The organism is Allomuricauda sp. MMSF_3307 (genome assembly GCF_030733585.1).
Classification (GTDB): Bacteria; Bacteroidota; Bacteroidia; order Flavobacteriales; family Flavobacteriaceae; genus Flagellimonas.
Genome location: NZ_JASHIQ010000001.1, coordinates 47,882 through 63,283, shown reverse-complemented (window position 1 = coordinate 63,283; position 15,402 = coordinate 47,882). Strand labels below are relative to the sequence as shown.

Below are 15,402 nucleotides of genomic sequence, written 5' to 3'. Positions count from 1 at the left end.
TTAGAAAAACATGGCAGGAGGAAAACAAACACCACGTCAGAAGATGATCAACCTTATGTACTTGATCTTCATCGCGATGTTGGCATTGAATATGAGCAAGGAAGTACTTGCGGCTTTCGGACTTATGAACGAAAAGCTGGAAACTTCCAACACCAACATGGACGCCAATAACTCCACTTTCTTTGCAAGCTTGGAAACCAAAGCTTCTGAAAACGCAGAGGAGTATGGCGAACTGTACGAAGATGCTCAGCAGATCAAACAACTTTCCGATAACTACTACAGTTATTTGGAAGGATTGAAGAAAGAAATGACCGCAGATTTGGAAGATGACAAAGATTATGTGGTTATGGACAAGTCTGACTACTTGGACCAAAAGTTCTTTCAGGGCGACAACTTGGGCCCAGAAGGGAAAAAGTTCATGGAGCAGATTGAAACCTATCGTGAAGGTGTAATCAATGCTTTGCCCGCAGAAGGTTTTGAATCTTTGAAATCAGCTGTAAAAACCCGTTTTGCCACTGGAGGTGAAGACGGTAAGGTTGAGAAAAGAGATGGTACACGCCAAGATTGGATTAACTATCATTTTGAAGGCTTTCCATTGGTAGCTTCTTTGACAAAGATGACCCAATTGCAGGCCGATATCAAAACTACCGAGCAAGAGGTGTTGAAGACCCTTTTGGAAGGTGAGTTGACCGAAGCGGTTTCCTTGACCAATTTTGCCAGTACATTGGCTGCCCCTAAAACGGCATACTACGCTGGTGAAAAATACGATGGTAAAATCATTGTGAGCAAAACGGACAAGACTTCCACTCCCGTAAAAGCAGAATTGACTTTGGACGGAAGACCATTGACCCAAGGTAAGGACTACGAATTGGAAGCTGGTGGAATCAAAATGTTGATCAGTGCCGGTACTCCAGGTGACCACACCATCAAAGGAACGATGTATTACATGCAGGATGGCGAAGAGGTGCCAGTGGAAGTGAACAACACTTTCGCTACGATCTCCATGCCTAATGCAGCGGTAATCTCCGCAGATAAAATGAACGTGGTGTATCGTGGTGTTGCCAACCCAATGACCATTTCCATTCCTGGTATTCCAGATAACAAAGTGAACGCATCAGCCCCTGGTTTGACCAGAAGAAGCGGTAGCCAGTATATCATGAACCCAGGTACAGGAAGGTCTGTGACCATCACTGCCTCTGGTACATTGCCTGATGGTAAGGGAATCAGCACCAAGTCTGAATTCCGTATCAAGGATATTCCAAGGCCAAGTGGTACTGTTCGAGGAGAGTCCGGAAGCATCAAAATGCCAAGGAACAACCTGGAAATCGCCACTGTTAGCGCTATGTTGGAAGACTTCGATTTTGATTTGAACCTTGCGGTAAGCGAGTTTAAGTTCAAAGTGCCAGGTCAACCTACCGTAGTGGTACAAGGCAACAAATTGGACAGCAGAGCCAAATCTGTACTTAGAAGAGCCGATAGAGGCGAGTCTGTCCAGATATTCGATATCCAAGCTTACATCACAAACAACAAGAGCTACAAGTTGAAAAAAGTATCTCCTGTGTTTATTGAGCTTACAAACTAAGAAGTATAAAAAGTATACAAGTGATCATGAATTGGAAAAACGCATTGTTAATTGGATTGTTGGGCATATTGCCAGTATCAATCATGGCGCAGGCAAACATTTTGAATGCCAAGCTGCCCGAAGATATCGGTAAAAAAACCCAAGCTCAAATAGAGCAAGATGCCGATGAGCCATTGGAATACGGATATGTGGATGATAGGGATATCCTTTGGTCCAAGACCGTATGGGAAATCATCGATCTTGACGAGCGAGTCAACTTTCCACTCTATTACCCAACCGATACCATAGGTATTGGGGCGGATAGAAGGTCGCTGTACCATGTGCTGATGAAGAACATCAGAAATGGAAACCTTACGGAGGTTTATGCAGACTCCTACTTTACGGAAAAACGTAAACTGGCAGACCTTGCCGCTACCTTGAGCAAAGTGGATACCACAGACCTTGGTTACGAGCAGGTAAACGCTGGCGAGCAGGTTTCCCCAGAGTTTATCAACAAAAGGGATATTACCGCTGCCGATATCGAGGAGTACCGCATAAAAGGTATCTGGTATTTCGATAAACGCCAGGGAGAGCTTAAGTATCGCTTATTGGGAATTGCACCCGTTGCTCCGGACGTGAACTTCATCGACGATGAATCCATCGATCCTGGAGAAAACAAAGTGGAATTGTTCTGGGTATGGTATCCAGCGGCACGTAAAATTTTGCACGATGCCAAAGTATACAACCAGCGCAATTCGGCAAGACCCATTTCCTTTGATATGCTGTTGAACGCACGTCGATTCAACGGAGTGATCTACAAAGAGGAAAACGTTCACGAAGACCGTGAAATAAGCGATTACATTTTTGATAATGCATTGTTCCAACTCTTGGAGGCCCAACGAATCAAGGAGGGCATACGAGACAGGGAACAAGATATGTGGGCATATTAATGAAGCTCGGTTTTTTCGACCTTTGGTCGCAGGAAACCAATAGCTGAATTAATCCCGAAGAATTTCGGGATACCACAAACAACATATTTCCAATTCAATACAGCAAAACGCCGCACTCAGTGCGGCGTTTTTTTTGCATTAAACTCAAAACAACGGGCAGAATAAATCAAACAGATGCCTAATTTTGCGGTATGTTGGATTATATCGTAGTAGGTCTGGGTTTGGCAGGAATTTCGTTCTGCGAAGTATTGGAAAGTGAAGGCAAAAGCTTTACCGTAATTGCCGACGATTCCCAAAGAGCCTCTCTTGTGGCAGGAGGATTGTACAATCCCGTTATTTTAAAAAGGTTCACCCTAGCTTGGAAGGCCAAACAACAATTGGAACTGGTCAAACCGTTTTATCAAAATTTAGAGGAGAAACTTAGGGTGAAAGTAGATAATGACCTTCCGGTGTGGCGCAAGTTTGCCTCGGTGGAAGAACAAAACCTTTGGTTTGAGGCCGCCGACCGTCCCGGTCTGGATTACTTTTTGTCCACCAACATACATCCGAACACCAATCCCGCCATTGATGCTTCGCACGGTTTTGGCGAAGTAAAACATACCGGCAGAGTAGATACCCACACCATGGTAAGTGCCTACAAAACCTACTTGGAGCAAGCAGGGAAATGTATAAAGGAATCTTTTGATTATGATGCCTTTTCTATTGAAGAAGATAGTGTCACCTATAAAGGAACCGTCGCCAAAAAAATAGTTTTTGCCTGTGGATATGGCTTGAAACAAGACCCTTATTTTGGATACTTGCCCTTGAACGGAACCAAAGGGGAGTTGCTGGTCATCCATGCTCCGGATTACCAAGAGCAGCATGTCATCAAATCCTCAGTGTTTACCATTCCCATGGAGAACCACCGCTATTTGGTGGGTGCTACTTACAAATGGAAGGACAAAACCAACGAACCCACCGAAGCCTCCAAGAACGAACTCTTGGAGAAGCTACGGACGTTTTTGCAATGCGATTTTGAGGTTGTAGACCATGTTGCAGGAATTCGTCCTACGGTGGTGGACCGCCGGCCTTTGGTGGGGAGGCATCCAGAGCATCAAAATCTTTATGTACTAAATGGATTTGGTTCCCGAGGTGTTCTTATTGGGCCCTATGCTTCGCGCCAACTTTTCGATTATATTGAAAATGACAGGGAATTAGATCCCGAAATGGACATCCAACGATTCACCAAAAAATACTATCCCGTTTAGCTTTTGGCGACGGCTTCGTGCTTTTTAACGGAAGAAGGGTCGTACTTTACAAAAAAGTTGATCCAAATATTTCGGGAAAGTCGGATAATGACGGGCATAAAAACCACCAATGTACCTACAATAGCAATAAAGGCTGTCGGTAGTGATGCACCCAAGAACAAAAAGGAAATCACAAAAGCGGCCACTGCAAAGGCAATCCCCACCCCATAGCTCACGTACATGGCGCCGTAGAAAAAAGAAGGCTCTATTTTGTACTTCAAACCGCAATGCGAGCATCTCTCGTTCATCTTAAAAATCTTGGACAACGCATACGGGTTGGAATTCTCATACATGCTCTCCTCATGGCATCTTGGACAGTTTCCTGTTAAAATGCTGTACATTTTGGTTCCTTTTTTTAACATTTGCACGGCTTTTGTACAAAAGTATACATTCGCCAATTAAAGTTTTGTAATCAAGGTCACATAAAAATGCTAAATGTTCACAATCTTTCCGTAGCCTTTGGGGGCGAATACCTGTTCGAGGAAATATCCTTTCGTCTTAATGGGGGCGACCGCGTAGGCCTTATCGGGAAGAACGGTGCGGGTAAATCTACCATGCTCAAATTGCTGGCCAAGGAAATGCCCTTGGATGAAGGAGCTATTGCCACCGAAAAGAACATCAGGATTGGCTTTCTGAAGCAGGATATCGATTTTGAAGAGGGCCGGACCGTACTGGAAGAATCCTATCAAGCGTTCTCTGAGATCAAGGAGATGGAACTGAAATTGGACGAGATCAATACCGCCTTGGCAGAGCGCACCGATTATGAAAGTGACGGGTACCATCAACTCATGGTAGACCTGAACGATGTGACCCATCGTTATGAAATTTTAGGCGGCTACAACTATCAAGGTGATACCGAAAAAGTGCTTCTGGGTCTAGGATTCAAAAGGGAGGATTTCAATAAGCTCACCGATACATTTTCGGGAGGATGGCGCATGCGGATAGAGCTGGCCAAACTGCTATTGCAAAACAATGATGTATTGCTGCTGGATGAGCCTACCAACCACTTGGATATTGAGTCCATCATTTGGTTGGAGCAATTCCTTCGCAATTTTACGGGAGCGGTGGTAATCGTTTCCCACGATAAAATGTTCTTGGACAATGTCACCAACCGTACCATCGAAATTTCATTGGGTAGGATTTACGATTACAATAAACCCTACTCCCAATTTTTGGTGCACCGCCAAGAAATCAAGGAGCAACAGCTGAGCGCGCAGAAAAACCAAGAAAAACAGATACAGCAGACCGAACGGCTGATTGAAAAGTTTCGGGCCAAATCTAGTAAGGCTTCCATGGCGCAGTCCTTGATCAAAAAACTGGACAAAATGGACCGCATCGAGGTGGATGAGGAGGACAATAGCGTGATGAATGTGCGCTTCCCCGTATCGGTCACTCCAGGTAAGGTGGTTGCGGAACTTAATGGCATCTCCAAAAGTTATGGCCCCAAAAAAGTACTGGAAGATATCGACCTTATGGTGGATAGAGGCAGCAAGACGGCCTTTGTGGGTCAGAACGGACAAGGAAAAACCACCTTGGCCAAAATTATGGTGGGCGAACTGGATTATCAGGGCAATCTAAAAATGGGACATAATGTGCAATTGGGCTATTTTGCCCAGAACCAAGCCGAGTATCTGGAAGGCAATAAGACCATTTTGGATACCATGATCGATGCGGCCAACGAGACCAATCGAAGTAGGGTAAGAGATATTCTCGGTTCTTTTCTTTTTAGGGGCGATGAGGTGGATAAGTACGTAAAGGTACTGTCAGGTGGGGAACGAAACCGCTTGGCACTGGCCAAAATGTTGTTGCAGCCCTTCAATGTGCTCGTAATGGACGAACCTACCAACCATTTGGACATCAAATCCAAAAATGTATTGAAGCAAGCACTCCAAAATTTCGAGGGAACCTTGATCTTAGTCTCCCACGACCGTGATTTTCTCCAAGGATTAACCGATAGGGTATATGAATTTAAGGATGGAGGCATCAAGGAATATTTGGGCGATATTGACTTTTATCTGGAGCAACGGAAAATGGAAGACTTCCGAAGTGTGGAAAAGGGCGATGCAAAAAAAGAGGCAACCAAGTCCGAAGAAAAACCGAAGGAGAACGAGTATCACGTCCAAAAGAAGCAAAAATCCCTAAAGAATAAGTTGAGCGGGGTAGAGAAGAGAATATCCCAGCTCGAAAAACAGATTGCTGATATTGACCATGATTTGCTGATGGATTACGATGCCACCATTGCAAAGCCCAACTTTTTTGATAACTACGAAGGCAAAAAGAAGGAATTGGAATCTCTAATGGAAGATTGGGAGAGTCTATCCCATGAGCTGGAAGCATTGAATTAATCAATGCTCCAACCTTTTCACCACATATTTTATAGGATTCACAACATTAGGGTGTAAGTTCATCGATTAAAGTTGTAGGATGTTTCTCATTTTTATTACTTTGTAAGTAAATTCCTTACAACTAAACAGGAAAGATGAAAAAAGTAACCCCATTTTTCTTTTGCTTGCTGTTTTCCATCGGTATATCTTTTGCCAGTGGACAGGTTTCCCCCGAAGAAAAAGCTGCTTTGGTGGACCTATACAATAGCACCAATGGCCCTGAATGGAATACTTCTTGGGATTTGGAAGCCCCTGCCAATACTTGGAAGGGGATAGAGGTCCAAGATGGCCACGTGACCGGGATAACATTGTTTATGAATAATTTAAGCGGTGTGCTTCCGGAAAGCATCGGAAATTTAAGGCATTTGACCACGCTCAATCTTGCATTCAACCAAATTACGGGCGTACTTCCAAAGGATATTGTCAAATTGGAAAAACTAAAAGTGCTCCGTCTGGAAATGAACCGAATCAAAGGAGCCATTCCCACGGAAGTTGGCAATTGCAAGGAATTGGAAATCTTTTCCATGTTCAATAATTTTTTGAGCGGTCCCATACCAGAAAGCTTTGGAGAGCTCAAAAATCTAAAAGAACTCAACCTTTCGAGCAACAATCTAAAGGGAATTATCCCAAGTTCTATCGGGAACCTATCCAAACTGGAAGCGCTTGGACTTTTTGAAAATATGTTGGAGGGCCAAATACCATCGGAAATTGGAAACTTGGTACAACTCAAGGAATTGGTATTGTCCAACAATCGTTTGGGCGGTGAGATTCCGGCAGAATTTGGTCAATTGGCAAGCTTGCAAATTTTACAACTTCAAAATAACCGTTTTGATTCGTTCAATGCCCTGCAAGGGATGGATTCGAAACAGTTCCTTGTTTTTGACACCGATGATAAGTCATTGAGTCCTAAATTCAAGGAAATCAATATAGATCGGACTCGAATGGCAGATACCAAATTCGAGGACGAGAACGAAAACGAGTAGTTAGTTATTACTTTAGTTTGTTTGGTTGGGGATGCCGTTTGGGGTCCCCTTTTTGTATTTGACCGGGTTCATAACGTATTTTAGGAAATATTTAACCATTGTAAAAATCGAAGGGAATAGATTTGCACAGATTAAACCAACTTACGCATGCGAAAGCTCATCATATCGGCAGTTGTTGGAGGCATTATCATTTTCGCCTCCCTGTATTTCGCTGGACTTATTGCAGACAGCAAGGATAACAGAAGACCGCCATCACAAAAAATTGTAAAGACTGTTTTTGTAGACACCGTTAAAAACACCACCGTACCCATTCGGGTTCCGGCCAATGGTAACCTGCAGGCCAAAAAAAGGTTGGAGCTTTTCTCTGAGGTACAGGGTGTGTTTAGACCTGGCAGCAAATTGTTCCGTACTGGACAAGCATACAGCGCAGGACAAACGCTTATCCGAATCGATGCCAGCGAATACTACGCAACCGTACAATCCGCTAAAAGTAATCTGTACAATTTGTTGACCTCCATTATGCCCGACTTGAGGTTGGACTACCCGGAAATCTACCCCAAATGGCAACAATACCTCAATAGTTTTGATTTGGACAAGACCACTCCGGAATTACCTTCCATGGATTCGGAAAAGGAGAAATTCTTTATTACGGGGAGGGAAATCATTACGACCTACTACAATGTGAAAAATTTGGAGCAGCGTCTCACCAAATATACCATTACAGCGCCTTTTAGCGGTGTGTTGACCGAAGCATTGGTTACCGAGGGAACATTGATTCGTTCGGGGCAGAAGCTTGGCGAGTTCATCGATACAGGCCTGTACGAACTGGAAGTATCCGTAAGTAAAACCTATGGAGACTTTTTACGCGTAGGGAAAAAGGTGGAGCTGACAAATTTGGAAAAGACCCAAACCTACATGGGAGAGGTTACCCGAGTGAACAGTAGGGTAGACCAGAACTCCCAGACTATTATGGTCTACATCGAAGTTAGTGGTGACGACTTGAAAGAAGGTCAATATTTGGAAGCCAATCTTGAGGCTAAGGAAGAAACCGATGCCATTGAGATCAACCGATCGCTTTTATTGGAAAACAACCAGATTTTTGTGGTTCGGGATTCTATTCTGGACCTTATGGATGTTCAACCAGTTTTCTTCACCGATAAGACTGTAGTGCTCAAGAACGTTCCCGATGGCGAAGTCATCGTGGCAAAACCCATGACAGGTGCATACGCCGGTATGTTGGTGCGCACCTTTGACGAAAGTAAATCCTAATATCGTAAGCTATGAGAAAGCTCATCTCGTATTTTATTAAATACCACATGGCAGTAAATGTCTTTATCTTGGCATTTTTTGTCTTTGGTATTGTTGGGATTCTTTCCTTAAAATCGTCCTTCTTTCCGCTGAACGAGGCCCGTAACATTACCATTTCCATTACCTATCCCGGGGCATCCCCCCAAGAAATCGAAGAAGGTATTGTTCTCAAGATAGAGGACAACCTTAAAGGTTTGGAAGGGGTAGAACGTGTTACCTCTACCTCTAGGGAAAATAGCGGTACCATCAATGTGGAAATCGAAAAGGAGCGAAATGTTGATTTTATGCTGTTGGAGGTCAAAAATGCGGTGGATCGGGTGCCCACCTTCCCAACAGGGATGGAACCTTTGATTGTGGCCAAACAGGAACCGGTTAGGCCAACAATTAGTTTTGCTGTAAGTGGTAAGGACATTCCGTTGGTCACTTTAAAGCAAATAGCCCGTCAAATCGAAAACGACCTTAGGGCCATTGATGGAATTTCCCAGATTCAAATTGATGGGTATCCCGACGAAGAAATTGAAATCGCAGTTGATGAAAACAGTCTTTTGGCTTACAACCTATCCTTTGCCGATGTGGCGCAGGCCGTTTCCAATGCCAATATCTTGGTCACTGGAGGTAATATCAAGACTGTAACCGAGGAATATCTGATCAGGGCCAACAACCGCTCCTACTATGGGGACGAACTTTCCAACATCATCGTTAGGGGAGATGCTGCCGGCCGTGCCGTTCGATTAAAGGATGTTGCCGTCATCAGGGACCGTTTTTCGGAAACTCCCAACGCTTCTTATTTTAATGGGGAGCTTGCCGTGAATATCACCATCACCAGTACCAACACCGAAGACTTAATGGGCTCCGCCGAAAATGTGAGGCAATATATCGAGGAGTTCAACGAAAAATATACCAATGTACGATTGGATGTCATCGACGACCGCTCCACGACATTGACCCAACGAACCCAATTATTGACGGAGAACGCCATTGTAGGGATGATCCTGGTTTTGGTGTTCCTATCCCTTTTCTTGAATACGAGGTTGGCATTTTGGGTGGCCTTTGGACTTCCGATTGCCTTTTTGGGAATGTTCGTTTTTGCACCCATGTTCAACGTTACCATCAATGTACTTTCCCTCTTCGGGATGATCATTGTTATCGGTATTTTGGTGGATGATGGTATTGTGATTGCAGAAAATATCTATCAACATTACGAAGATGGGAAATCACCCGTGCAAGCTGCGTTGGATGGTACCATGGAAGTGATACCGCCCATTATTTCCGCTATCATCACCACCATATTGGCCTTTTCCATATTCTTGTTCTTGGATAGCCGTATCGGGGAATTCTTCGGGGAGGTCTCGGTAATCGTGATTCTGACGCTGGTGGTATCGTTGGTAGAAGCATTGATCATACTTCCGGCACACTTGGCGCATTCCAAAGCGCTCCGTCCCCAAACGGATAAACCAAAGACAGGCATAGGAAAAGTATTTGCCAAACTGCGTGTGATTAATAAAGTTGGGGACAGAATCATGAACTATATGAGGGATAACTGGTATAGTCCAGCCCTGCGGTTTATGTTGAACTACAAATTCCTCACTTTCGCCCTGTTCTTCATGGCGTTGGCCCTCACCTTGGGTTCCATAAGTGGAGGGATTATCAGAACGGCCTTTTTCCCAAGGATTGCCAGTGATCAGGTATCCATCAACTTAACGATGCCCAATGGTACCAATGAGAAAGTGACCGACTCCATTATCAGTCTCATTCAAGATAAGGCACATATTGTAAATCAAGAACTTACGGACGAATATCTGCAGGGCATGGACAAAATGCTATTCGTCAACATGATCAAAAATTTAGGTCCGGGTGCATCCAATGCCACTCTGGAAATCAATCTATTGCCAGGTGAGGAACGCCCCGATGGTATCCGCGCCGATATGGTGACCACACGACTGCGCGAGTTGGTAGGCCCGGTCATCGGAGTGGAAAGCTTGATCTATGGTTCCGGAGGGAACTTTGGGGGAAGTCCGGTTTCGGTCTCCCTTTTGGGCAACAATATTGCCGAATTGAAGGCGGCCAAAACCGAGCTGAAACAAGCCATGGAAGCCAACGCCAATTTAAAGGATGTTACCGATAACGACCCTGCGGGAATCAAGGAAATACGATTACAGCTCAAAGAGAACGCTTACTTGCTGGGGCTCGACCTCAGAACGGTCATGAACCAAGTTCGGGGTGGATTCTTTGGCGCTCAGGCGCAACGCTTCCAAAGGGGACAGGATGAAATACGGGTTTGGGTGCGCTATGATCGTGAAAATAGATCATCCATTTCCGACTTGGATGAAATGCGGATTTTGGCTCCCAGCGGTGACCGAATTCCTTTAAAGGAAATTGCAACCTACACCATAGAAAGGGGAGATGTAGCCATTAACCACTTGGAAGGAAGAAGGGAAATACAGGTTTCTTCGGATTTGACCGACCCAGAAACCACCAGTGGAACCGATGCCATGTTATGGATACGTAATGAAGTGTTGCCCGATATTTTGGCTAAATACCCATCCATCACCCCTTCGTATGAGGGGCAGAACCGGGAAGCCAATAAATTGATAGGATCCCTAGGGTTTGTGGGTCCAATCGTTTTATTCCTGATTTTTATTGTCATATCCTTCACTTTTAGAAGTATCAGTCAACCATTACTGCTGATTTTTATGGTGCCCTTTAGTTTAACGGCAGTGGCATGGGGACACTACATACACGGATTCCCCATCAATGTACTTTCTATGTTGGGAATCATTGCCTTGATCGGTATTATGGTGAATGATGGATTGGTGCTAATCGGTAAATTCAATATCAATCTGCGCAATGGGATGAAGTTTGACGAAGCCATATACGAAGCAGGAAAGTCCCGTTTTAGGGCTATCTTTTTGACATCGGTAACCACTATTGCCGGTTTGGCACCCTTACTATTGGAAAAAAGTCGTCAGGCCCAGTTCCTGAAACCTATGGCCATTTCCATTGCCTATGGAATCGGTTTTGCCACAGTGCTGACCCTTCTCATGCTGCCATTGCTACTTTCCTTTGGAAACAACGTAAAAGTATTGGCAAAACGACTGTGGACCGGGGAAGAGGTTACGCCAGAGGAAGTGGAACGCGCCATTCGGGAACAGCACGAAGAAGAAGAGATGCAATCTGGCATGGTTCACTTAAACGGAACTGAGAGCTCAAATGTGTCAAAAAACAGAGAAGAAACCTCAAAAGTTGTAGAAGAGACCACATAATGAGAAGCTTTTTTTATAGACTACCCTTGATTTTATTGTTTTTTGGTTCATTGGCCTACGCCCAAGAAGATGTGTTGACCAAGGAGGAGGCCATTGATTTGGTATTGGAAAACAACTTGGACATTCAGGTGGCCCGAAATACCAAAACCATCGATGAGAACAATGCGGGTATCCTCAATTCAGGTTATCTGCCCACAGTTTCCGGCAATGCCAGCGGAAGTATCGACAAGCAGAACTCCGAAGGTATCTTGGCCAACGGTGATGTAAGGAGTGCAGAAGGGGCCGAGACGCGCAGGTACAGCGCCGCGGTGAACGTGAACTACACCTTATTTGATGGCCTTGGAAGATACTACAACTACAAGAGTTTTCAAGAACGCTCGGAGCAATCCGAGTTGGAGGTTAGGCAAACAATCGAGACCACCATTCTCCAATTGTTTACCGTGTACTACGAGGCGGCACGCCTCACCGAAAACACGAATACCTTGGAACAGGCCTTGGAGATTTCAAAGGATAGGCTCAAAAGGGCCCAATATCAATTTGAGTTTGGACAAAATACCGGGTTGGACGTACTGAATGCCGAAGTGGACATCAATACGGATAGCATCAATCTATTGAATTCCAGACAGCAGCTCCGAAATACGATGCGGGACCTGAATTTGATCTTGAACCGTGACCTTTCCGCCCAATTTGAAGCCGATACTACGGTTACCTTTGTTCCGGGACTTCAAATGGAAAATATGTACAACGAGGCCCAGATGAACAATGTTAGGCTCCAGATTGCGGAAAAGAACATCAATATGGGGCGATATGATATCAGGGTAGCGCGTAGTGGGTTTTTACCTACCATTGGCCTGACAGGAACCTACGGTTGGAACGAAAGCAACAACAATAGCCCATTGGCGTTCGTACTACAGAATACATCAACTGGGGTCACTGGAGCCATAAACCTTACTTGGAACCTGTTTGACGGTGGTACGACCATTACGGGGATAAAAAACGCCAAGATAGCCTACCAAAATCAGGAGATAGCCAAAAAACAAATCCAATTGGAGGTGGAACGCGATATACGAAACGCATGGGACAGTTATACCAATGCCCTATATGTGTTGGAAGTTCAAGAAAAAAACCTGCAGACCAACCAGAACAACTTTAAACGTACTGACGAGCGTTATAAATTGGGGCAGGTGACCTCCATTGAATTTAGGCAGGCCCAGTTGAACCTTTTGAACGCTGAATTGGCCAAGAGTCAGGCCAAATACAATGCGAAATTGGCCGAGCTTCAAATGCTTCAAGTGAGTGGTCAATTGCTGAATGTAGAATTTTAGATATGTTCGAGCATTTTTTCCAATGTCCGTACTGTTGGGAAGAAATATCTTTTTTGCTCGATACTTCCATTCCCGAACAGACCTACGTAGAAGATTGCGAAGTATGCTGCAATCCCATAGAGGCTACAGCACAATGTAGACAACAGGAACTGGTTTTCTTCGAGGCGCGGGAATTAGGCCAGTAAAAGACACCACTTTTTACTTATTCAATCCGAGAGGTGATGAATGTATGCCGATTGGTTACTGATAGATTCTCACATAATCGATTTCAAGGGTACCTTCGGTAAAATCCGCTGGAACTTTACCTCCAAGATTACCGCCCATGGCAATGTTCAGAATTAAATAGTGCGGATGGTTGAACGGTTTGTCATTGGAATTGGGCAATTCGTATACCAACGTATCGTCCACATAAGTTTTGATACTCTCACTGCTCCATTCCATGGCATACACATGGAATTCGGAAGAAGCATTCGCTACTTTTGTTTCTCCTCCAATTTCTTTGTAGACCTTTGTGTTCAAGTCGCCCCAATGAAAATGGGAAATAGTACTGTCTTTGTCCCAACCGGTTTGCTCCATAATATCGATTTCTCCAGAAAGTGGCCATCCCACACTGCCATACTGGTCATCGAAGTAATTTCCGGTTTCGTCCACATTGGCGCCCAGCGTCCAAATGGCTGGCCAAGTCCCGGCCGAGCTGGGTAATTTGGCCCGTACCTCCACACGTCCATACGTAAAGGCAAATTTTGCGTTCATCCGGGCCGAAGTATATTTCTTTTGACTTCCTTGGTATGCATAAGCTTCCTTAAGCGCCTTTATTTTGAGGGTGCCTTTGCTGACAATGGAGTTTTCTTCCCTGTTGGTATAATGTTGTAGTTCATCATTGTGCCAACTGCCATTATTCGGGGGGATCACTTGATGGTGCCATTTGCTAGGGTCGGGCCTTCCATCCCCCTCGAATTCGTCAACAAACACCAAGTTATCAAAATTGTTTTGGTGCGTGCTTTTTTCGATGGTTGGAACATCTTGACCAAGAAGGCCAAGGCTTAGTAAAAGAAAAATGAAACTTCTCAAAATAATTTAGGTTTGATAGTCGTAAAACTACTAAACAAAAGCGGGATAGTGGTGGTGCATGCTGTCTAAGCTTTTCTTTTTTGTGTGTAGAGTATCGAGATTCCAATACAGGCCCCTATAAACGCCAAACAACCTCCTACCACACTGGAGTAATTCACCCCTAAGCCAAAAACCATGGGCAACCCTCCAAAATAGGCTCCGGAAGCATTGCCCATATTAAAGGCACTTTGGTTCATCGAGGAACCCAGTTTTTCGGCACCTTTGGCCGCCCGGATAATGGCAATTTGAATGGGTGCGGTTATCGAAAAGGTAATCACGCCAACTAAAAAGCTCAGCACAAATACCGCAAAGGTATATTCTGCCAGAATGGAATTCAGTATCAGTACGGTCGTCATGGAAAGCATACTGATGACCACCGACCTGACCGGATTAAAGATTTCTACCATGCGTGCGCCCAAAAAATTGCCCAAGAACATACCACAGCCCGCTACAATCATGACATACCCTACGTAGGATTCGGGCAATATGGTCGTCGAAATAACCAGCGGGGCAATGTAACTGTACCAGGCAAAGAAACCTCCCGACCCTATGGTGGTCAATGCGATAAGTGCCCATAATTTTTTGTTTTTCAACCCGGGAGAGGGATTTGCGCCTTCAGGATCATCAATGCCTTCCAGATTCTCTTTGGGCATCCAAAAATAAAGACTGGATAAGGTGGCGATTCCAGCAAATCCTACCAATATAAAGGAGTAGCTCCAATGAATCTCTTGGCCGATATAGGTGCCCAATGGCACACCTAAAATGTTGGCAACGGTCAGCCCCGAGAACATTACTGCCATTGCTTGGGCCGCCTTTCCGGGCCTTGCCAAATAGCCCGACACCACGGCACCAATACCAAAAAACGCCCCATGGGGCATGCCCGATAAAAATCGGAACAGCATCATTACCCAATAGTTGCCTGAGAAGGCCGATAAGGTATTGAACACGGTGAACCATAGCATCAAGAACAACAATGTCTTTTTCGGATTTAAGTGGGTGGTGATGCGTGCCATGAACGGTCCCCCAATCACGACTCCAAGGGCATAGATAGCGATAAAATGACCTGCTTTGGGGATGGATATGTCCAAGGAATCGGCAATATTGGGTAGAATCCCCATAATAACGAACTCGGTAAGGCCTATGCCAAAGCCGCCGATAGCAAGTGATAGCAGGGCTTTTTTGTTGGTGGGTTGCGTAGTGTTCTTCAAGCGTGTTTTCTTAAGGGGCAAAGG

The 15,402-nt window shown here is 44.8% G+C and carries 12 protein-coding genes; 9 read left to right on the top strand and 3 right to left on the bottom strand.

Annotation, left to right across the window (positions count from 1 at the left end; all coding sequences use genetic code 11):
- Window positions 1–10 precede the first annotated feature (10 nt).
- From gldM to RBB12_RS00245, 3 genes are all read left to right on the top strand, one after another.
- Complete coding sequence (gene gldM, locus RBB12_RS00255; protein ID WP_306012330.1) at window positions 11–1,582, top strand: gliding motility protein GldM; 1,572 nt, start codon at window positions 11–13, stop codon at window positions 1,580–1,582.
- A gap of 26 nt (window positions 1,583–1,608) precedes the next feature.
- A complete protein-coding gene (gldN, locus tag RBB12_RS00250) occupies window positions 1,609–2,511 on the top strand; it encodes a gliding motility protein GldN (protein WP_306012329.1) in 903 nt (300 codons plus the stop codon).
- A gap of 191 nt (window positions 2,512–2,702) precedes the next feature.
- Complete coding sequence (locus RBB12_RS00245) at window positions 2,703–3,758, top strand: NAD(P)/FAD-dependent oxidoreductase (RefSeq protein WP_306012328.1); 1,056 nt, start codon at window positions 2,703–2,705, stop codon at window positions 3,756–3,758.
- On the opposite strand, the gene RBB12_RS00240 is transcribed toward RBB12_RS00245, so the two are convergent.
- Entirely contained in the window at window positions 3,755–4,159 is a 405-nt protein-coding gene (locus RBB12_RS00240) for a DUF983 domain-containing protein (protein WP_293286988.1), read from the bottom strand. The genes RBB12_RS00245 and RBB12_RS00240 overlap by 4 nt on opposite strands.
- A 66-nt stretch (window positions 4,160–4,225) precedes the next feature.
- Here RBB12_RS00240 and RBB12_RS00235 point away from each other — a divergent pair, with 66 nt between their 5' ends.
- From RBB12_RS00235 to RBB12_RS00210, 6 genes are all read left to right on the top strand, one after another.
- Entirely contained in the window at window positions 4,226–6,142 is a 1,917-nt protein-coding gene (locus RBB12_RS00235) for an ABC-F family ATP-binding cassette domain-containing protein (protein WP_306012327.1), read from the top strand.
- A 134-nt stretch (window positions 6,143–6,276) separates the two neighbouring features.
- Window positions 6,277–7,164, top strand: a complete 888-nt coding sequence (locus RBB12_RS00230) for a leucine-rich repeat domain-containing protein (RefSeq protein ID WP_306012326.1) — start codon at window positions 6,277–6,279, stop codon at window positions 7,162–7,164.
- Window positions 7,165–7,311: 147 nt separating this feature from the next.
- A complete protein-coding gene (locus tag RBB12_RS00225) occupies window positions 7,312–8,433 on the top strand; it encodes an efflux RND transporter periplasmic adaptor subunit (protein WP_293280325.1) in 1,122 nt (373 codons plus the stop codon).
- Between the two features lie 11 nt (window positions 8,434–8,444).
- Window positions 8,445–11,735, top strand: a complete 3,291-nt coding sequence (locus RBB12_RS00220; RefSeq protein WP_306012325.1) for an efflux RND transporter permease subunit — start codon at window positions 8,445–8,447, stop codon at window positions 11,733–11,735.
- Complete coding sequence (locus tag RBB12_RS00215) at window positions 11,735–13,060, top strand: TolC family protein (protein ID WP_306012324.1); 1,326 nt, start codon at window positions 11,735–11,737, stop codon at window positions 13,058–13,060. The genes RBB12_RS00220 and RBB12_RS00215 overlap by 1 nt, the downstream gene beginning before the upstream one ends.
- A gap of 2 nt (window positions 13,061–13,062) precedes the next feature.
- Window positions 13,063–13,245 (top strand): CPXCG motif-containing cysteine-rich protein, encoded by a 183-nt coding sequence (locus RBB12_RS00210; protein WP_179385680.1) that lies wholly within the window; start codon window positions 13,063–13,065, stop codon window positions 13,243–13,245.
- 55 nt (window positions 13,246–13,300) lie between these two features.
- On the opposite strand, the gene RBB12_RS00205 is transcribed toward RBB12_RS00210, so the two are convergent.
- Window positions 13,301–14,131 carry a glycoside hydrolase family 16 protein gene (locus RBB12_RS00205; protein ID WP_306012323.1) on the bottom strand — a complete coding sequence of 277 codons (831 nt, stop codon included), beginning with the start codon at window positions 14,129–14,131 and terminating at the stop codon, window positions 13,301–13,303.
- A 65-nt stretch (window positions 14,132–14,196) separates the two neighbouring features.
- The gene (locus RBB12_RS00200; RefSeq protein WP_306012322.1) at window positions 14,197–15,378 is read right to left on the bottom strand and encodes an MFS transporter; all 1,182 of its coding nucleotides are present in this window, start codon (window positions 15,376–15,378) and stop codon (window positions 14,197–14,199) included.
- Window positions 15,379–15,402: the final 24 nt, after the last annotated feature.

Excerpts from the sequence above, each read along its gene's own strand:
- gldM (WP_306012330.1), top strand. The coding sequence starts at position 11 with ATGGCAGGAGGAAAACAAACACCACGTCAGAAGATGATCAACCTTATG.
- gldN (WP_306012329.1), top strand. The coding sequence starts at position 1,609 with ATGAATTGGAAAAACGCATTGTTAATTGGATTGTTGGGCATATTGCCA.
- RBB12_RS00245 (WP_306012328.1), top strand. The coding sequence starts at position 2,703 with ATGTTGGATTATATCGTAGTAGGTCTGGGTTTGGCAGGAATTTCGTTC.
- RBB12_RS00240 (WP_293286988.1), bottom strand. The coding sequence starts at position 4,159 with ATGTTAAAAAAAGGAACCAAAATGTACAGCATTTTAACAGGAAACTGT.
- RBB12_RS00235 (WP_306012327.1), top strand. The coding sequence starts at position 4,226 with ATGCTAAATGTTCACAATCTTTCCGTAGCCTTTGGGGGCGAATACCTG.
- RBB12_RS00230 (WP_306012326.1), top strand. The coding sequence starts at position 6,277 with ATGAAAAAAGTAACCCCATTTTTCTTTTGCTTGCTGTTTTCCATCGGT.
- RBB12_RS00225 (WP_293280325.1), top strand. The coding sequence starts at position 7,312 with ATGCGAAAGCTCATCATATCGGCAGTTGTTGGAGGCATTATCATTTTC.
- RBB12_RS00220 (WP_306012325.1), top strand. The coding sequence starts at position 8,445 with ATGAGAAAGCTCATCTCGTATTTTATTAAATACCACATGGCAGTAAAT.
- RBB12_RS00215 (WP_306012324.1), top strand. The coding sequence starts at position 11,735 with ATGAGAAGCTTTTTTTATAGACTACCCTTGATTTTATTGTTTTTTGGT.
- RBB12_RS00210 (WP_179385680.1), top strand. The coding sequence starts at position 13,063 with ATGTTCGAGCATTTTTTCCAATGTCCGTACTGTTGGGAAGAAATATCT.